Here is a 19,054-nt window from a genome sequence, read left to right on the forward strand (position 1 = left end):
ACCATCTACCAGATTTGATCATTCTTGCCGTGGCATCGCAACAGATAACGATCGGCTCAAGGGCAGGCCCTGCGCTCAATCGGGCGCTGCGTCCGGCAGACGTGGCAATGCGTCCAATGGAAACTTGAGATACCGTTTTCCATTCGGCTCAGGCGCCGGCAATCGCCCGCCACATATGTTGACCTGCAGGGCAAAGAGGATAAGTCGCGGCATCGGCAAGGTTCGGTCCCGCGCCTCCCTCAGGGCTACGAAATCGTCTTCCGTCCGACACTTTGTCATATGGATATTCGTCGCCCTCTGTTCGGCAACCGAGCTTTCCCACAGTGGCTCCCGCCCCCCTGGGCAATAATCATGTCCGACAAACACCCGGGTCTCGTCCGGAAGCGTCATGATCTTCTGGATCGAGTGCCACAGGCTGGTCGCGCTTCCGCCAGGGAAGTCGCACCGGGCGGTCCCGCTATCGGGCATGAACAGCGTGTCGTGCACGAAGGCGCTGTCGCCGATCAGGTAGGTAATGGAAGCGAGCGTATGACCCGGCGAATACAGCACCTTGACCGGCAGCATGCCAATCCAGAACGTATCGCCATCATCGAACAAACTGTCCCATTGCGCCCCGTCGGCGACAAAGTCCGGCCAGTTGTAAATGTCCCTCCAGAGCAGTTGCACGTCGATGACATGCCTGCCGATGGCCATGGCCACGCCGGTCCTTGCCTTGAGATAGGTTGCGGCCGAAAGGTGATCGGCGTGCGGATGCGTGTCGAGAATCCACTCGAGCGTGAGTTGCTCCCGCGCGATATAGTCCACCAGCGCGTCGGCATTCGTCGTCGATATGGCGCCGGACCGTTCGTCGAAATCAAGAACGGGATCGATGATCGCGCAACGGCGCGTCACCGGATCGGTGACGATGTACTGGATCGACCCTGTCGGGCGGTCATAGAAGGCCGTGACCTCCGGTCTGGTCGTCGTCATTGTTCTCTCCCCCTATAGTTTGGCAATCTGGCGCCGTCCGCACGCAGCATGCGTCGAAGGATGATCTTCGGTCTCCATCAGCTTATTCCCATCAGATCCAGGTCGCGCAGTCCTGCAGTCACGGCAGGCGCGCCTACTGCCATACAAAAGCACTGGCGACCGCGATGCCAAGCAGCAGATGCGGGAAGAGATCGATGCCGGGTTGGCGGAGCGGCGGCCACCACAGACGATGCCCGCCGCGCGCCGAAAGTGCGAACTGGCGCAGCGCGAGATACCCCGCTATGCCCACAAGTCCGGCATAGCGCAGCTCGGCCTGCGCCAGCATGGCAGTTAGCGCGGCGACAGCGCCGCACAGCACGATTTCCAGCCAGCGGATATCGATTGCCATCGACCTTACGGCAATCGGTGTGGCGCAGCACCCCGTCAGCAGGCAGCCCCCGCGGGCCAGCGCATAGGCAAGATTGATCGCCGTGCCATGGGCCGCTGCCACCATGAGCGGATCGATGCCGCTCACCGGGGCCGTGGCACATAGTGCAAGGCTCAGCCATGCGGCAGCCGCCGCCCCGCCGGACCACGAAGCCGCAGCAAATCGATAGCGTTCCGTCCACACGGCAATGATAAACCGATAGGACGAGCCCGCCAGCACCGCAGCAAAGAACGCTGCCGCCGCCACGATCCAGCCTGCCGCGCTCGCCTGTCCCAGCATGGTTCCGAAAACCAGGCCTGCCGCCGCAAGGGCGGCGATGCGGTAGAGCACGACGATGGACCGCAGGTCCGGCAATCGGGTCAGCATTCGTAATCGACGCCGCAACCCGTCTCGGGGTCCGGATCGGGATCGGGATCGGGTGTGTTTTCTTCGCCCTGCGGCGGTGGAGCCTCCCCGGAACCGGTGTTGTCCTCGTCGACGGTCGAGGGCGGATTCAGATAGGACTGGGCCTCGGATTCGGAAATCACGTTGCCGTTCATATAGCCGCCGTCCTTCGGCCGCAGGTTCCAGGAGCTGTTCGGTTTGAAGGGCGCAATATAGCCCCTTGCCCAGCGACCATCCGCCAGTTGAACGACGGAGAGGACGCCAGGGCCACCTGAGATGAGCGTGCCGGTGCCTCCCCCGCAGGCGCCTCCCGCATGAGCTGCTATGAGCACACCCGCCAACAACCATCGCGATGACTTTCGAGACATACGATCCTCCTGTTTTCTCTCTCAGCTGTGTTCCGCGAGCGGGACCGGGTCTTGCGCGACCGGCTTCCGGCGGGTCAGTTCGATTTCCAGCGCCATTTCGATCGACTCTTCGATCTGCAGCGCAATTGCTCGAGCCCGGTCGTCATGGCGGGGCAGGGAGTAGAGAGCCTGCTCGAGCTGATCGCGCACCGCGCGCGCCATTCCTGGATTCTGCAAAATTCGCATCGGTAAAAGTGGCCCTGTCGAAATTGTGGTGGTGAAGCGGCTGTCGCTTTTATCGTCATGCCGATGTTGATGTGCGGCGGGCGGCACGGGCCGCCCACCGCGAGTTCAGAACTTCACGGTCAGGTTTGCCTTGAAGCCGTGGTCCTGGGCGGACCCGGCGATCTGGCCGCTATAGGACAGGCCGAAGGTGGCCTCGGGCGTGAAGTTGAGGTCGAGCCCGGCCTCAATGACGGCGGCATCCTTGGCGATCGGCGCGCCGGCAATGGTGAAGGCGTCACCCGAAGCGAAGGCGTGGGTGCTGTCCGGCGTTACCTCGCCAAAGGCATGCTTCCAGCCCACCATGCCCCGAAGCGTCGCATCGACCGTGCCCAGGGCAAGCGTATGCTCGGCGCGCAGGCCCAGCGTTGTAAAGGTCACATCGGCATTGCTGCCCGGCCCCGAGAGTGCCGCGGCGCCGCCCGTTTCGCTGAAACTGCCCGTATGCAGGGACACATGGGCGAGGTTGGCGAAGGGCTCGAAGCGGGTGCCATTGCCAAGCTCGAAGCCATAGGCCAATTCCCCGAACGCCTGGAAAGTGCCGGCATTGTAGACCCCGTGCAGGGTGTCGCTGAAGCCGGGCATGGCGACCGAGCGCTCGGTCTCGATATTGTGCCAAGTGTAGGCCGCACCGGTACGGAAGGCGAGGTCGCCCCATTCGGTGCCGCCGTAGAGGCCGACATGGTAACTGTCGCTCGAGCCCGACGAAGCACGGTCATCGACATTGAAGCCGGACCGGCTGTAGCCGGCCAGCAGGCCGATGCGCCAGTCGCCGACGAGACCGTCCGTCCCGATCAGCAGGCCGCCAATGCTCCGGCCGAAGCTTGCCGCATTGCCGTCGCTATCGGTGGAGCTCCACGAGCCGAAGCCATGACCCCAGACCACCGGCCCGGAATCATCGGCTGCCACGGCCATCGGCGTACCGCCGGGACCATAGGCCAGCACTGGTGCATAGGACGCACCCGGCTGTCCGAAGGCGGAACGGAGGCGGTTGTTCATGGCTTCGCGCACGAACCGGCTGTCCTCGATCAGCGCCGTCTGTCCCGAGCCGTGGATTTCGCCGGAAAGAGCATCGAGGGCGTCACGGGCGCTGTCTTCGTCCGGCAGGGCCGCAACGGCATCATAGACCGGGTTACCCGGGCCTGACGGCTCCAGTCCGTTCCCGGTCTCGCACTGGTTGAGCGTTTCCGCCACATCGCAGAACGATGTCGAATTGCGCGTGGCATCGATGAAAACGGCATTGGCGTCATAAGCGAGTGCCAGGTCGACGAAGGGCATGTTCTGGCTGAGTGCATCGAATGTGCCCGTGACCCCGCCGGCGGCGTCGATGATCGTCCAGCGACTGTCGGGCGTATAGACTCCGCCCGCCTTCAGCGCATGGACCGTGCCGCCATTGATGGTGACAGTGCCGCTGACATCGACCAGGTCGGCGGCGAGAGCGGGGTCGATTTCGGCCTCGAAGATCGAGCCGGCGTCGAACACGAGATCGCCGTCCACCACGATCGTGCCGATCGAATTGCCGGGAGCGAGCGTGCCGCCATTGGCAATTGTTACCAGCGAGCCCACGCCGGCGCCGAGCGTGCCCGAACCGCCAAGCCGGCCGCCATCGAGCACATCCAGCGTGCCGCCCAATGAGCCGTTCACCAGCAGCGTGCCTTCCACCACATTGGTCTGCCCACCGAAGCCCGAGCCATCGCCGGTCAGCGTCCAGATATTGGCCCCCACTTTCTCGAGCTGCTCGAAGTCCTGGAAGATCTGGCCCGTCAGTATTTGCGTCACGTCGAACGTGTCATCGGTGGCGCCGCCAAGCGCCAGCGTATCCAGCACGCCATTGGCGATAATGGCACCGTTGAAACCATAGCCGGTGCGTAGTTCGAGCCGGTTATTGCCGCCGGTGAAATTGATGGCGGCACTTCGCGTTCCAAGCATGACTTCACCGCCGCCGGAAATCATCCCCGCATTGATGACCGTCAGGTCGGACCCGGTAACGCCCATACCGCCGGCAGCACCGGGAAGTGGGTCCGCATTCGTCCCGCCGTCACCGCCTGAAATCGTGCCGGTATTGAGGACGGTCAGATTGCTACCCTCAACGCCCGCACCGCCGCCGCCGGTCGGCGCTGCCAACCCGCCACTTGATCCACCGGCGCCGCCTGAAATGACGCCGCTATTGTGGATCGTCAGGGCCGTGCCGCTGACGCCCGCGCCGCCACCGCCGGCCCCGACGATACCGCCGAAACCGCCAACTCCGCCCGTAATCGTGGCGCTGTTGTCCAGCAGGCCGGAAGCCATGACACCCGCGCCGCCATTGCCGGCCGCATTGAAAGTCCGCGCGACGGCGCCGGCGCCGCCCGTGATCGTTGCCGAACCCTGATTGACGATTGTTACGGTATCGAATGTCCCAATGCCGGCCCCGCCATTGCCACCGATTGATTCGTCGCTATCGGCGCCCGTGCCGCCCTCGATGGTGCCATTTGCCTGATTGGTAATGTGCGCATTCTCGCCCGCGAAGATGCCATAGCCGCCAGTGCCGTTGTCGCCGATTGCGTAGTTGCCATGCTGGTTAGCACCACCCTGGCCGCCGGTCGCCATGCCCTCATTGACGATGATGACGCCGGCGCCGCCCAAAATGCCCGCGCCACCGTGGCCGCCAGCACCGGCGACGCCCACTGACGATGCGCCACCCTGGCCGCCAATGCCGCCAATGGCGCTTCCGCTATTGAAGACCGAGACACCGTCGCTCAATCCGAGGCCGGCGCCGCCCCCGCCTCCGCCTCCGGCATTGGCACCGCCACTACCAGAAACATGGCTCCCACCCGCACCGCCATTGCCGCCCTGGGCTATCCCGGCATTGCTGGCTTCGCCGGCATCTATGTATGTTCCATATCCTCCGGAGCCACCACCGCCGCCGCCAATACCGACGGAATTTCCGTGAGCCTCGCCGCCGCCGCCACCCGCGCCACCCGCAACGGTAGTGCCTCCCAGAATCTCGATCGAAGCGCCCGTTATGCCGTGGGCGCCGCCGCCGCCGCCGCCTGCACCAATCTGGCCGACGCCATCCGCACCGTTCTGGCCATCTGCGCCAGGAGTCGCCCCCGCAGCGCCGCCGGCGCCACCTGGCTGGCCCCTGCCGCCGTCGCCGCCATCGCCGCCATCGGCCGCGGCGCCCCCGCCGCCGCCGCCAGAACCGTTCCCGAATAGTGGATTGCTGACGCCGGTGTTCGTCTGGCCCTTCTCGCCAACATCGCCCGCATTGACGCCCCCGGCGCCCCCTGGCGCCGATGGATCAGTATGGTCGGTAGCACCACCATGCCCGCCCGCAGCGTAAGCAGGGGCCGGCATTAGGATCAGCCCGGGCACGGATAATGTCCCGGCCAACGCCAGTGCCATTAAAGATACGGAATGGCGCAATTGCCTCTTTTCAATGGATTTCGTCATGTCAAATCTCAGTCCTCTAGGTCCGCCTTGAGGACGTGGCATTTAGCAGCGTTCGCGAAATCGATTTGACAGTTCTTGCCATTTCGTCGCAGGATGTGGCGTTCATTAATGTATTGACAGTGCTCAGTATTCCCAGGTTGAGCACCGTTCCGGCATGACAGGCGAAGCCTTGTCGTCCGTATGGTTGGGGGCGACGTACCGATGCCAGAACGCGCGCGTGCGGCCGTCGCCAGGCCCACGACCCTTTTCATGATTGTCCTTTGTGAAGGCACCGCCACGGGCCTGATCATTCCGTCGCTTCCCGACCTATATGGCAGGGCGGCAGGCACCAGTGATTTGGTGCTGGTCTTTGGCCTGGCTCTCGGGATTTACGCGATCATCAACATGCTGGCCTTGCCCATCCTCGGCTCGCTCGGGGATCGTTTCGGCCGCCGGCCGCTCCTGGTTCTGTCCCTGACGGTTGTGGCCATCGATAGCCTGGTCATTGCCTATGTGCCCGTTCTGCCGGTGCTCCTGGCTTTTCGCGCCATTCTGGGGCTGACGAACTCGACCGCCGCGACCGCCGCCGCGTGGCTGGCCGACATCACGCCGACTGAAAACCGGACACGTCGCTTCGGCTACCTCAATGCCTGCTACGGCATAGGATTCTTCATCGGCCCGCTTACCGGCGGCATGCTCGCCGAAATCTGGCTGGAAGCGCCCTATATCCTGGCCAGCGCCCTTGCGCTGATCGGCCTCGCGCTCGCTCTGCGCCTGCCGGCGCGCGACAAGGCGCAAGGCGAGCCGCGCCCCGGTCAGGCGGCGCCCCTCATCGTCAATCCGTTGCGGCATCTGGTCTGGATCAGCGCCATGGGGCTCGTCCCCACGGCCCTGGTCTATTTCGCGGTGCGATTCTCGTTCGAGAGTCCCAATGTGCTGTGGGTCATCTATACGAGCGAGCGCTTCGGCTTCACATTCTCGACCATCGGATTGACGATGGCCATGTCCGGATTGTTCTACGCCATCGTCCAACTCGTCCTGGCCGGACCCATCGCGGCGAGGATCGGGGCGGCCCGCATGGCGCTGCTCGGTTTCGCCGTCGATGCCACCTCGATGGCCGTGCTGGCCTTCACCTCCGCCGGCTGGATGATCTTCCCGCTTCTGGCCCCGCTGAGTTTCGGCAGCATCGCCATTCCTGCGCTCCAGTCCCTGATGTCCCGCAAGGTCGACAGCACGCAACAGGGCCGGCTGCAAGGCGCGCTGAGCAGCGTCGTCGCCCTCGCGACCGTCATATCCCCGCTCGCCTGCAGTGCGCTCTATTCAGCCACGTCCTCCTCGGCCCTGCCGGGGGCGGCCTGGTTGCTCCCCACCGCCGTCTATGCCGTGACAGTGCCGATCTGGCTGATGTCGCGCCGGCACACACTGGCGGCGGCGTAACGCAGCTTCAAACTAGTGGGTTTGCCAGAATTCCTGGTTGAAGATCGCGGCGAATAGCGTCGTCATATCACTCGCCGCATCAATATCGCGAAGCGCGGCATGAAGGGCGCTGGCGGCGGCCTGGGTGGTGCCGGCCCAGGCCAGGCAGGACATGAATTTGCGCTGCTTCTCGGCTTCGCTGAACGGCTCGATGAGGCTCCCGCGCACCTCGCTGCGTTCGGCGCGCAGAACTGCACCGGATCGCAATGTCAGTTTCACCCGGTGCGGTATGCCTGACAGGGCGGTGCCATCAATGGCGAGGTCGTTGACCGTCATGGTGGTCAGCGGCAACAACTGCTGCACCGCCGGCCGTGCAATCGCGGCGGGCGTGAAATCGTGCAGCGCCAGATGGTCCTGCAGCAGGGCCAGAGCAATGCAATAGGGCATGGAAAAGCGGGCCTGCATGGCGTCCTGCGGCGCGCCATAGGGCAAGTTGGCATGATTGGCCCGCCCGAGTTCCACCTGTGCCGCTGCAACGTCCGCGGCAGCAAAGCCGTGCTGCTGCTTGAGCGCAAACACCATGTCGAGCGCATAATGGGTCGAGCCGCAGCAGGGATGGAGCTTGGGCACGAGGCCCTCGCCGAGAATGGCCAGCGGCGCGCCGATAGGCGTCGCATCCCAGCCCGGTCCTCCATTGCCGCCATAAAGCGCGCGGAAGCCCAGGGGGTGGTCCAATATCGCCGCATTGCCATGAATGCCGGCGGCAGCCAACTGCGCTGCTTCCACCGCATTGCGCGCGGCAAGCCCCGCGTGAACCGGCTTCATCGCCGTGCCGAACTGCGCCTTGGCGCCGGCCGCTGTGCTGACAGCGTTGGCCATGGCCGCGGCCAACGTCCCCGCATCGAGGCCCATCAGCCGGCCCACCCCCGCCGCCGCGCCGATGCCGGCCACAGTCCCCGTCGGGTGCCACCCGGCCAGGTTATGGGCATTGTCGACGCCCCGGCCCACAAAGGCCTGTGCCTCCAGCCCCACGATATAGGCATCCACTAGTGCTGCCCCGCTTACGGGGCGCAAAGCCGCCGCCGCCAGCAGCGCTGGCACCAGCACCGCCGAAGCATGTGCTCGGGCCGGGCGAAAATTGTCGTCGAAGTCGAGTGCGTGCGCAGCCGTGCCATTGATCAGCGCGGCACGGCTAGGCGCAGCCAGTCCTCCACCAACCACCGGGGCAGGGCCTGTCCCGATTTCGGCGGTGAAGGCGGCGCGCAGTCCGGTCACCACCGGGTCACCGGCTCCGGCCAGCATGCAGCCGATCGTGTCGATGATCGCATCGACCGCCTGGCCGCGCGCCTCTGCCTCGAAATCGCCTGCCGCCACCGCCCAGGCGGCAAACCGCGCCAGCGGCGCCCCGATCTCAGCCAAGGTCGTCGTCCTTCGGACGCATCATTATCGGCGGCTGCACCGCGTCCGGAATGGGGCAATGGTACGGCGTCGCAGCCAAGCGGCTCTGATGGTCCTCGCGCACACGGCCCAGCAATCCGGCATCGGCGATCAGGTCGGCACCGGTGCCCGCCATCACCTTGGCGGCATGGATCAGTCCCTTATGCGCGGCCGGCGTCTTGCCCTGGGCGGTGATCTGCCAGGTATGCGGCGGCGTGCCGATGGCTTGGGTCGCCACCCGCCCTTCGACAGTCGGCACCACCCAGCTCACATCGGCGACATCTGTCGAGCTCATCCGCTTGGCAATCGGTTCATTGAGACCCACCACATCGTCGAACAGCGCCAGTCCAGGCACCACCGTCCGGCCGATCTGCCGGAAGTCTCCGGCAATATGCTCCTGCGTCAGCGTTGCCTGGATAGCGGCGGCAAAATCCCGATCCGCCGCATCGAATGGCACCGGCCCCAGCCGCACCATATTGGCATGCATGGCTTCGCGCAGCGGCGGATTGGGCAGCATGTTGGAATAGGCGGCGACCACGCGGTGGCTCATGCTTGTTTCGGTCATCAGCGCTGCGCCACGGGCAATGTCGATCACCCGCCGCGTCAGGTCGGCGAGGCTGCCCAGATCAGCGGCGCGGATGGCATAGATCACCTTGGCGCTGGCCTGTACCACGTTGGGGGCCGTTCCGCCGGCATCGAGCAGCGCATAATGCAGCCGCGCATCGGCCGGCATATGCTCGCGCATGTAATTGGCGCCCACATTCATCAGCTCGACCGCGTCGAGCGCACTGCGCCCCAGATGCGGGGCGACGGCGGCATGGGCGGCGCGGCCGGTGAAATGAAATTCGATACGGGTATTGGCCAGCGACTCCGCCGGGTCGACACGCGTTGTGGTCGCCGGGTGCCAGGTGATGGCGGCGTCGACCCCGGCAAAGGCCCCGGCCCGGGTCATGAACACCTTGCCGGCCCCGCCTTCCTCGGCCGGACAGCCATAATAGCGCACGCGGCCCGGTATGCCGGTGGCGGCCAGCCAGCCCTTGAGCGCCGTTGCGGCCAGCAGCGCCGCCGCGCCCAGCAGGTTATGGCCGCAGCCATGCCCGTTGCCGCTTCCCGGCAAGGGTTGCGGGCTGGCAATGCCGGCTTCCTGCGACAGGCCGGGCAGGGCGTCGAACTCGCCCAGAAAAGCGATAATCGGTCCGCCCGTTCCGGCCTCGCCCATCACAGCGGTGGGCAGGCCGCCAATGCCGGTGGTGACGGCAAAGCCATGCGCTTCGAGCGCCTGTCTTTGTGCGGCGGATGACTGGAATTCCCCATAAGCCAGCTCGGCCAGACCCCAGATCGTATCGCTGAGCGAAGCAAAATCCTCGCCATGATGGTCGACCAGATCCCACACCGCTTCCGCATTGTTCATCACTCAGGCTCCGGGCGCTTGTCAAAGATAAGGCCGGCGGTCGCGAAGGACCGCCGGCCAGGATGATAGCTCAACCGGCTCAGGGAGCCAGCCAGGTGTCCCACAGGCGCAGATAGCCATAGGGTGTCAGGTTCTGCACCGCCCTGGAGGCGATAACCTTCATGCCCCGGTCGCCCGAGGGGATCAGATAGGCCTGATCGGCCACCCGCGCCTCGACATCGATCCAGGCCGCCTTGCGGTCGGCAAGGTCCGGCGAGGCGATCAGCCGGGCAAAGGCCTCGTCGAGCACCGCGTCTTCCTCGTAGTGGGAATAGCCCTTGAACACCGAGAAATAGGTCTGCGGGCCCTGGGCGGTGGAGCTGGAAATGGTGACGTTCCAGCCACCGGTGCCATCGGTGCGGCGGGCCACATTGGTCGGCCAGTCCACCATTTCGATCTCGACATTCATGCCGGCGGCCATCAACTGTTGCTGCAGCACCAGCGCCGAATTCTCCATGAAGGGATAATTGGCATTGGTCATGATCCGCACCGGCTCGCCATTGTAGCCGGCCTCGGCCAGCAGCGCCTTGGCCTTGTCGATGTCGCCGATATTGTAGAATTCGCTGCCCACATCGCCCGGATGGTAGGGGCTGGTGGTGAACAGGAACGAATGGTCGAGCTGGTAGAAGCCCTCCATCGCCACGTCCAGCGTTTCCTTGGCGTTGATCGCCGCCTGGATGGCCCGGCGCACCAGCACATTGTCGGTCGGTGCCCGCGTGGCATGCAGGATGGTGAAGACCTTGGCGAACGGGATGATGTCGATCACCTGCAACTCGCCCTCGGCGGCCAGCCGGTTGGCTGCCTGCACCGGGATATTGTCGGCGATCTGCATCTCCCCGGTCTGTACGCCGGCTACCCGCGCCGCGCCTTCGATGGCCACGCGGAAGGTGATGGTGTCGAAATAGGCCGTGCGCCTGCCCCCGAACCCTTCGGGGCTGGCATAGGCCTCGTTGGGTACATAGTCGTCGAAACGGGCCAGCTTCACATAGGCATCGGCAACCTGTTCGACGAACTTGTAGGGGCCGGTGCCGACCGCCGAATTGGCGCCCGCCTCGGTCTCGGCATCTTCCGCCGGAATGACGGCCAGCCGGTATTGCGGCGAACTGATCAGCTCCAGGAACAGCGGCTGGGGTTCGCTGAGCCGGATGACAAATGTATTGGCGTCCGGCGCCGTCATCTCGGCAACGTTTGACAAGACGCTCTTGCCGGGGCTGATGCGGCGATGACGCTCGAACGAGGCCAGTACGTCGCCCGAATCCATGGTGTCGCCATTGTGGAACTTGACGCCTTCGCGCAGCGCGAACGTATAGGTCAGCCCGTCATCGCTGAGCGTGATCGAACTGGCCAGTTGCGGCTGGGGCAGGTAGTCCTCGTCCAGCGAGGTCAGCGCCTCGAAGATATGCAGCGCGACATTGGTGTCGGGCTGCGCCGTGGTGACGTGCGGGTCGGGGAAAGCGAGCCGCGAACCAAGGCCCACGATCAGGTCTCCTCCCTGCGTCTGAGCGGCGGCGGGTGCCGCCAGCAGCATCGTGCCGAGCACGATGGCTGCAAATGCATGCCATATTGACTTCATAGTCTCCCTCCTTAGTCCGGTCGTCCGGACATTTGTCAGTCAAAATACGGCCCGGCGCAACCCGCGCCGGGATAGTCAGCCGGGACTCATCCAGTCGAGTTGCATCGACAGGCTGAATCTGGGTCCGGGATGGATTGAGGTCGCGAATTCGAACGGGATGCCGTCATGACCGGCATAGGTGCGGTCTATCCGCAGGCCGGGGCTGCCGGGGGGCACGTCGAGCATTTCGGCGACCGCTTCGTCTATGGCCGTTGCCGACACCGTCTGGCGAATGGCCGTGATCTTTTGGTCGTAGAGCTTTTCTACCAGCGAGCCGATAGCGCCGCTATGGTCGGCCAGGCTCGAGCGCACGCCGGCATAGATCGCCGCGAGATGGATACGCGTCCAGGCCACGGGCTTGCTTTCATCTGCGCCCACGCGCAAAGCGGTGATGCGCAGGAATTTCATGCCCGGCGTGGTGCCCAGTTCGGCGGCCAGTTCCTCATCGGCCACCACATCCTCGAACACGTGGTCGATCAGTCGGGTTTCGCTGGCATATTGCTGCAACTGGTCGATGGATTCGATCATGTGGCCGAACTTGCGGGTCGGCGTGCTGGCAATGACGGTCGTGCCGATGCCCTGGCGGCGGGTCACCAGGCCCGTCTCCTGCAGATGCCGCAGCGCTTCGCGCACCGTGAAGCGGCTGAAGTTGAACTGGCGGCACAGGTCTTCCTCGCCCGGCAGCAGGCTGCCCACCGGATATTCCCCGCGGGAGATGCTGTCGGCAATGGCCTGGGCCAGTTGCTGGTAGCGCGGCGCGCCGAGGCCGAGATTGATCTTATCCATGCCGTGCTCCCAGAAGCTGCGATGCGTCGATGTCGTAATGCGGCATGGGCGTCAATCCAGCAAGTGGCAGGCGGCGGCCTGTCCGGTTTCGACTGATCGCAGCTCCGGCCGTTCGACCTTGCAGCGGGCAAAGGCGACGGGGCATCGGGTATGGAAGGCGCAACCACTGGGTGGGTTGAGCGGGCTGGGCAGCTCCCCTGACAGCAGCGTCCGCGCTTCCCGCCGCGCACTCTGCCTCGGCGCCGGCACCGACGACAGCAGCGCCTTGGTATAGGGATGGGCCGGCGCGGCAAAGATGCGCCGGCGGTCGCCGATCTCGACGATCCGCCCCAGATACATCACCGCCACATCGTCCGACATGTGTCGCACCACGCTGAGGTCATGCGCGACAAACAGATAGGACAGGCCAAGCTCGCGCTGCAGACGCTTGAGCAGGTTGACGATCTGCGCCTGCACCGACACGTCGAGCGCCGACACCGCCTCGTCGCACACCACGAAGCGCGGATTGGTGGCCAGCGCCCGGGCAATGCCGATGCGCTGGCGCTGCCCGCCGGAAAATTCATGCGGATAGCGCGTGCGATGCGCTGGCGCCAGGCCGACCAGGGCCAGCAGCTCGCTGACGCGCGCGCGCTGTTCGGCCACCGGCGCGCCCTGCACCACCAGCGGTTCGGCGATGATCTGCTCTACCGTCATGCGCGGATTGAGCGAGCTCATCGGGTCCTGGAACACGAATTGCAGGTTGCGCCGGTGCTGGAACATGGCCTCGCCATCCAGCCGTGAAATATCGGTGCCATCAAGCATGATGGAGCCCGCCGTGGGATCGATCAGCCGCACCAGCAGCCGCCCTACCGTGGATTTGCCGCAACCCGATTCTCCAACCAGCCCCAGCGTGCGCCCATGGCCGATGGCAAAGCTCACCCCGTCCACCGCCTTCACTGTGCCGACCACCCGGCGCAACAGCGCGCCGCGCGTCACCGGGAAATGCTTGGCGAGATTGTCCACCCGGATCAGGTCAGGCCCCGCCGCCCCTTCAATCAGCATGGCTGGTCTCCCCGTGTTCATGGAGAATGCAGGCGGCCGCATGGTCGGGTTCGCTCTCGATCAGCCGCACGGACCAACTGGCGCATTCCGGCCGGCTCTGCGGACAACGCGGCTGGAAGCGGCAGCCTGACGGCCATGCACCGGGTGACGGCGGCTGGCCCTCGATGGCCACCAGCTCGTCTACCTCTTCCTCCAGCGGCGGCACCGAGCCGAGCAAACCATGCGTATAGGGATGGAGCGGCTGGGCAAAAAGGCTTGCCACTTCGGCCCGCTCGACGATCCGGCCGGAATACATCACCAGCACCCGGTCGGCATATTCGGCGATGACACCGAGATCGTGGGTGATGAGGATCACTGCCATGCCACGCTCGCGCCGCAGCCGGTCCAGCAATTCCAGGATCTGCGCCTGGATGGTGACATCGAGCGCCGTGGTCGGCTCGTCCGCGATCAGCAGCCGCGGTTTGCAGGCTATGGCCATGGCGATCATCACGCGCTGGCGCATGCCGCCCGACAACTGGTGCGGATAGTCGCGGGCGCGCTGCGCCGCGGCGGGAATATTGACCTCGGCAAGCAGTTCCACCGCCCGCGCCCAGGCGCGTTCCCTTCCGATCTTTTCATGCAGCAGAATAGTCTCGACGATCTGCTCGCCAATGGTCTGCACCGGATTGAGCGAGCTCATCGGATCCTGGAAGATCATGGCCACGTCATTGCCGCGCAGGTGGCGCAGGGATGAACCGCCCATGGTCAGGATATCCTGTCCGTCGAACAGCACCCGTCCGCCCGAGGCCCGCACATTGGGACCCGGCAGCAGGCCGAGCATGGAAAGCGCGGTCATGCTCTTGCCGCAGCCCGATTCCCCGACAATGCCGAGGAATTCGCCGGCATGAACCGCAAAGCTCACATCCTCCACCAGCAGGTCCTCGCGCCGGCGCGCGGCGGCGACGATCCGCAGGTGTTCCACCGACAGCAGCGGAGCGACGGTTTCAGTCGAAGCGGCGGCGCTCATGTTTCGGCTCGCAGGTGAGGATCAAGAACGTCGCGCAGGCCATCGCCGAGCAGGTTGAAACCCAGCACGGCAAAGGTGATCGCCAGGCCCGGGAACAGGCTCATCCACCAGGCTTCCACGATATATTCGCGGCCGCTGGCAATGCCGTTGCCCCAGGTGGGTGCCGGCGGCGGCAGGCCGACGCCGAGATAGCTCAGCGTCGCCTCGGCCAGTACGGCATAGGCGAAGACGAAGGTCAGCTGCACGATGAGCGAGCCCAGGCAATTGGGCAGCACATGGACCAGCAATACGCGCCGCGTATGCGCACCGGCCACCAGTGCGGCTTCGACATATTGCTGTTCGCGCACCACTAGGGCCGTGCCGCGCACGATGCGCGCCGTGCGCGGAATATAGGATACGGCCAGGGCCACCACGACATTCATCAGCGAAGGGCCGAGCGCCGCCGTGATGGCGATGGCCAGCAGCATGGCGGGAAAGGCCATGAAGGCATCCATGACCCGCATGATGATATTGTCGAGCGCGCGCACATAGCCGGCCAGCGCCCCGAGCAGCGCCCCGCCAATGCCGGTGATGACCACGACCAGCAGCCCGACCAGCAGTGACATCTGCGACCCCACGGCGACGCGGGTGAAGATATCGCGCCCGAAATTGTCCGTGCCGAACCAGTGCTGTGGGCCCGGTGCGGCGAGCCGCGCCGTCAGGTCCATGCTGTTGGGCTGGTAGGGGCTGAACCAGACGCCGATCGTTGCCGCCAGCACCAGCAGGGCCACGATGGAAAAGCCGACCGCGAAAGTGGGGCTGCGGAACAGGCGCCGGGACATTGCGCCCTCGCCGAACAGCGCTAGCCACGGTGCTGGCTGCAAGTCGGTATGATCTGTGGTGGAGATATTGGTCATGCTCATGCCTGCCGGATGCGCGGATCGAGATAGGCGTAGGAAATGTCGACCAGCAGGTTGATCAGCACGAAGGCGCCGGCCACGAAAAGCAGCGTGCCCTGGATCAGCGGATAGTCGCGGGTCAGGATCGCCTGGACGATGAGCCGCCCGACGCCGGGAATGGAAAACACCTGCTCGACCACCACCGCTCCGGTGACGATCATGCCGAACAGCAGGCCGATGACAGTGACGATGGGCACAAGCGCATTGCGCAGCGCATGCCGCACCAATACCCGCAGTTCCGAGCCACCCTTGGCGCGGGCCGTGCGCACATAGTCCTTGTGCATGATGTCGAGCATTTCCGAACGGGTAATGCGGGTCAGCAACCCGATCTGCATCGTGCCCAGCACCAGCGCGGGCAGCGTCATCGAGCGGATCCAGCCGCCGATATCCTCGCCCATCGGCACATAGCCGCCGCTGGGCAGCCAGCCCAGATGCACGCTGAAGAACAGGATGCCCATGATGCCGATCCAGAAATTGGGCAACGACACGCCCAGCAGAGCGGTGGTCATGATGCCCAGGTCGATCAGCTTGCCCCGGAAGCGCGCGGCGACGATGCCCATGGCGATGCTGCAGGGTATCGCGATCAGCAGCGAATAGAGCGCGATCGACAGGGTCACGGGGATGCGCTCGATGATGAGATCGGCAACATCGGCCCGCAGCGTATAGCTGTGCCCGAGGTCGCCCCGCAGCAGGGCCAGATACCAGTCGGCCAGGCGCAGATACCAGGCGCGATCGAGTCCGAGATCGTGGCGGATGGCCTCGATTTCGGTGACGGAAGCATCGGAGCCGGCCATGGCATAGGCCGGATCGCCCGGCACGATCTGCATCAGCAGGAAGGCCAGCAGGCTCACCATCAGCAGTACGGGCACAGCGGCTGCCAGGCGCCGCATTATATAGCCGATCATGCCGCCCTCCCTGTCATCACGGTCATCGGGTCATCCCTTCAACTGGGGAAAGCCATTGTGGTTGGGACGCGCCGGCCGGCTGCGGCGGCAGGTCCCAATAAGCTGGCGTGTCGGAATAGCGGGCTATAGGCCGCGCATGGGTCACGCGGCCGAAGGCGCAGTCGCGGCTGTCGAGATCGTCAGTGCCGGGCACGTAGTCTTTGCCGTCGGTGCGTGCCGACAACAGACCTTGCTGCAACACCCACATCGAGGCCTGCGCCAGCGAGGTGCTGACATGATAGCTGCCGCCTTCGCGGCAGCGTCGCAGCAGCGCGCCCATAATGCCGGCACCCGCCAGGTAGGCAGCGAGGAAGTCGTTCATCGTGACAGTCGGCGCATTGCGCGGCTCGTCCGGCGTGCCTTCCACTGCACAGAGGCCCGAAACGGCCTGCCCGATCGGCTCGTAGCCGCCGCGCTCCGCCCATGGCCCTTCATACCCGTAGCAACTGATCGACACATAGATGATGCCCGGCCGCAGGGCCGCCAGTGCTTCGGGCCCAAAGCCGCGCCGCTGCAAGGCACCCGGCCGCCACGACTGGATAAAGATATCGGCCTGTTGCGCCAGGCGCCGCAATTGGTCGGTATCTTCCACGCAGTTGAGATCGATAAAGGCCGAACGCTTGCCGAAACCGGTGTCGATATGCACCGGAATGGTCTCCTGCTCGGCCGGATTGACCACATGCAACACATCGCCGCCCTGTTCGGCCAGCAGCCGCCCCAAAGCGGGGCCGGCAATGACATGGGAAGCGTCGAGCACGCGCAATCCATCCAGCGGACGCTTTGCCGGCCCAAGGGGTTCGGCGGGACTATCGCCAATCTTCTCGATGGAAAAACCAGGCCGCGCCGCCAGCCAGCGCCCCTGGGGATGGGCCAGCCATTCCTCCGGCTGTCGCACGATCACGCCGGGCAGTTTGCGCTCGGCCAGCGCGGTTTCGAGTTCATCGGCCTGCCAGCCGGCAACCGCCTCGGCAATCCCCACGGTGTCGTTGGAGGCACGCAGCAGCCCGACCAGGTCCTGGGTAATGGTCCCGCGCCCATTGTTGCGCAACAGGTAGATCACGCGCCCGTCGGCTGTTCGGAAGAAATTCTCGCCCCGCGTCCAGCTGCCCACCCGGAAGGCGTGTCCGTTCTGGCGCAGATGAAAAGTGGTGCGCAGCCCGACATGCACGGCCCGCGCCAGATCCACGGCAACGCGCTGCCGCCGTCCCGTCCGATGCTCCCAGAGCACGGCCACGCCGGCCGCATTGGCCGCCAAAGCGGACGCGGTGGCCGCGCCATAGCGCAGCCGGCTGGGCACCAGCGGATCGTCGCCGCTGAAATCCACATCATCAGCAGCGCCTGCCTCGAGTCCGGCTCGTTCGAGCAGCAGGTCGAGGCTTTCGCGTGCCTTCGCGCTCATGCGAGCACACCCAGCGACCGCAAGGCGGCGATTCGCGGTCCATCATAGCCGATGTCGGCCAGTATGCTGTCGGTATGGTCACCAAGCGCAGGTGCCGGCAGGGTGTCTGCCGCGTCCCCGGTGCGGAAGGGCGAGCCCACCACCTTGGCGCTGCCGCCACCAGGATGCCGCAGCTCGGCCACCATGCCGCGCTCGTCGGTAAAGGGCGCCTTCAATGCCTCGGTCATGCTCAGGATCGGCGCACAGGGCACGACGCCCGACAGCATTTCGATCCATTCGCCGGTATTCCGTTGGCGGAACAGTGGGTCGAGCAATGCGGTCAACTGTTCCCGATGCGCCAGCCGTCCGGCGAAATCGGCAAAGCGTGGATCACTGGCCAGCTCGGGCACGCCGAGCCGCTTGCAGAGCAGAGGGAAGAACTTTTCCTTGTTGGCCATGATGTAGATCCAGCCGTCGCGCGTCGGGAACAGCTGGCACGGTACCAGAGAAGGGTGGGCCGAGCGCTCGGAACGTTCCGGCTGATAGCCGCCATTCATCGCCCAGGCCGCCATATAGTTGAGATTGGCCAGCCCCACATCGTAAAGGCTCACGTCGATATCGCGGCCCTTGCCGCTGCGCCGCGCGTCGAACAGTCCGGCGGCCAGCGCAAGCGCCAGGCAATAGCCGGTCATGAAATCGATGATGGACAGGCCGAACCGCGTCGGCACCGCGCCCGGCTCGCCATTGAGCGCGAAATAGCCGGTCTCGGCCTGCACCAGATAGTCGTAGCCCGGCCAGGTGGCCCGCGAGGAATCCCGGCCATAGGCCGTCAGGTGGCAGCACACGATATCAGGCTTGATATCGGCCAGCGCCGCATAGGTCAGGCCCAGTCGGTCGGGCACGTCGCCCCGCAGATTGCAGGCCACGGCATCGGCATGGCGCACCAGGTCGCGGAACACCGCCTTGCCCTCGGGCTTGGACAGGTCCAGCGCCAGGCTCTTCTTGTTCCGGTTGATCGACTGGAAGAACAGGCTTTTTGCCGTCTCCGGCAGGTCGGGGTGGAAATAGGGGCCGAGCGAGCGCGAGACGTCGCCGCCGTCATGGGGATTTTCGATCTTTATGACCTCGGCCCCCAGGTCGGCCAGCGCCTGCGTGCCGAAGGGCCCGGCGCCATATTGCTCGACCGATAGGATCCTGACGCCCGACAGCAGGCCCATGAAGTG

At 65.1% G+C, this 19,054-nt stretch carries 17 protein-coding genes; 2 read left to right on the forward strand and 15 right to left on the reverse strand.

From position 1 onward, the window contains the following. Positions 1-75: 75 nt before the first annotated feature. The 5 genes from NVV79_RS01950 to NVV79_RS01970 form a co-directional block, all read right to left on the reverse strand. The gene (locus NVV79_RS01950; RefSeq protein WP_303985702.1) at positions 76-969 is read right to left on the reverse strand and encodes an MBL fold metallo-hydrolase; all 894 of its coding nucleotides are present in this window, start codon (positions 967-969) and stop codon (positions 76-78) included. Positions 970-1,102: 133 nt separating this feature from the next. Further along, complete coding sequence (locus tag NVV79_RS01955; RefSeq protein WP_303985704.1) at positions 1,103-1,762, reverse strand: hypothetical protein; 660 nt, start codon at positions 1,760-1,762, stop codon at positions 1,103-1,105. Beyond that, a complete protein-coding gene (locus tag NVV79_RS01960; protein WP_303985706.1) occupies positions 1,756-2,148 on the reverse strand; it encodes a hypothetical protein in 393 nt (130 codons plus the stop codon). Before NVV79_RS01960 ends, NVV79_RS01955 begins: the two co-directional genes overlap by 7 nt. A 21-nt stretch (positions 2,149-2,169) precedes the next feature. Beyond that, a complete protein-coding gene (locus NVV79_RS01965; RefSeq protein WP_303985708.1) occupies positions 2,170-2,460 on the reverse strand; it encodes a hypothetical protein in 291 nt (96 codons plus the stop codon). Positions 2,461-2,478: 18 nt separating this feature from the next. After that, positions 2,479-5,151 (reverse strand): autotransporter domain-containing protein, encoded by a 2,673-nt coding sequence (locus tag NVV79_RS01970; RefSeq protein ID WP_303985710.1) that lies wholly within the window; start codon positions 5,149-5,151, stop codon positions 2,479-2,481. A gap of 60 nt (positions 5,152-5,211) precedes the next feature. On the opposite strand from NVV79_RS01970, the gene NVV79_RS01975 reads away from it, so the two are divergent. Next, positions 5,212-5,607 (forward strand): hypothetical protein, encoded by a 396-nt coding sequence (locus tag NVV79_RS01975; RefSeq protein WP_303985712.1) that lies wholly within the window; start codon positions 5,212-5,214, stop codon positions 5,605-5,607. A 486-nt stretch (positions 5,608-6,093) separates the two neighbouring features. Beyond that, positions 6,094-7,260 (forward strand): MFS transporter, encoded by a 1,167-nt coding sequence (locus NVV79_RS01980; RefSeq protein WP_303985714.1) that lies wholly within the window; start codon positions 6,094-6,096, stop codon positions 7,258-7,260. A 12-nt stretch (positions 7,261-7,272) separates the two neighbouring features. On the opposite strand, the gene NVV79_RS01985 is transcribed toward NVV79_RS01980, so the two are convergent. From NVV79_RS01985 to NVV79_RS02030, 10 genes are all read right to left on the reverse strand, one after another. Further along, a complete protein-coding gene (locus tag NVV79_RS01985) occupies positions 7,273-8,658 on the reverse strand; it encodes an MmgE/PrpD family protein (protein WP_303985716.1) in 1,386 nt (461 codons plus the stop codon). Further along, positions 8,651-10,087, reverse strand: coding sequence for an amidohydrolase (locus NVV79_RS01990; RefSeq protein WP_303985718.1), 1,437 nt, complete (start codon positions 10,085-10,087; stop codon positions 8,651-8,653). Before NVV79_RS01990 ends, NVV79_RS01985 begins: the two co-directional genes overlap by 8 nt. Before the next feature lie 79 nt (positions 10,088-10,166). Next, positions 10,167-11,699, reverse strand: a complete 1,533-nt coding sequence (locus tag NVV79_RS01995) for an ABC transporter substrate-binding protein (protein WP_303985720.1) — start codon at positions 11,697-11,699, stop codon at positions 10,167-10,169. A 75-nt stretch (positions 11,700-11,774) separates the two neighbouring features. Further along, positions 11,775-12,524 (reverse strand): GntR family transcriptional regulator, encoded by a 750-nt coding sequence (locus tag NVV79_RS02000; RefSeq protein WP_303985723.1) that lies wholly within the window; start codon positions 12,522-12,524, stop codon positions 11,775-11,777. Between the two features lie 51 nt (positions 12,525-12,575). Next, positions 12,576-13,565 (reverse strand): ABC transporter ATP-binding protein, encoded by a 990-nt coding sequence (locus NVV79_RS02005; protein WP_303985725.1) that lies wholly within the window; start codon positions 13,563-13,565, stop codon positions 12,576-12,578. Further along, positions 13,555-14,571, reverse strand: coding sequence for an ABC transporter ATP-binding protein (locus tag NVV79_RS02010; protein ID WP_303985727.1), 1,017 nt, complete (start codon positions 14,569-14,571; stop codon positions 13,555-13,557). The genes NVV79_RS02005 and NVV79_RS02010 overlap by 11 nt, the downstream gene beginning before the upstream one ends. After that, a complete protein-coding gene (locus tag NVV79_RS02015; RefSeq protein ID WP_246132736.1) occupies positions 14,568-15,467 on the reverse strand; it encodes an ABC transporter permease in 900 nt (299 codons plus the stop codon). The genes NVV79_RS02010 and NVV79_RS02015 overlap by 4 nt, the downstream gene beginning before the upstream one ends. Positions 15,468-15,469: 2 nt before the next feature. Continuing rightward, positions 15,470-16,414 carry an ABC transporter permease gene (locus NVV79_RS02020; RefSeq protein ID WP_303985730.1) on the reverse strand — a complete coding sequence of 315 codons (945 nt, stop codon included), beginning with the start codon at positions 16,412-16,414 and terminating at the stop codon, positions 15,470-15,472. 22 nt (positions 16,415-16,436) lie between these two features. Continuing rightward, positions 16,437-17,852, reverse strand: coding sequence for a CoA transferase (locus tag NVV79_RS02025; protein WP_303985732.1), 1,416 nt, complete (start codon positions 17,850-17,852; stop codon positions 16,437-16,439). Then, positions 17,849-19,048, reverse strand: coding sequence for a CaiB/BaiF CoA-transferase family protein (locus NVV79_RS02030; RefSeq protein ID WP_303985734.1), 1,200 nt, complete (start codon positions 19,046-19,048; stop codon positions 17,849-17,851). Before NVV79_RS02030 ends, NVV79_RS02025 begins: the two co-directional genes overlap by 4 nt. Positions 19,049-19,054 lie beyond the last annotated feature (6 nt).

This window comes from Devosia ginsengisoli, assembly GCF_024707105.1.
In the GTDB taxonomy this organism is placed as follows: Bacteria; Pseudomonadota; Alphaproteobacteria; order Rhizobiales; family Devosiaceae; genus Devosia; species Devosia ginsengisoli_A.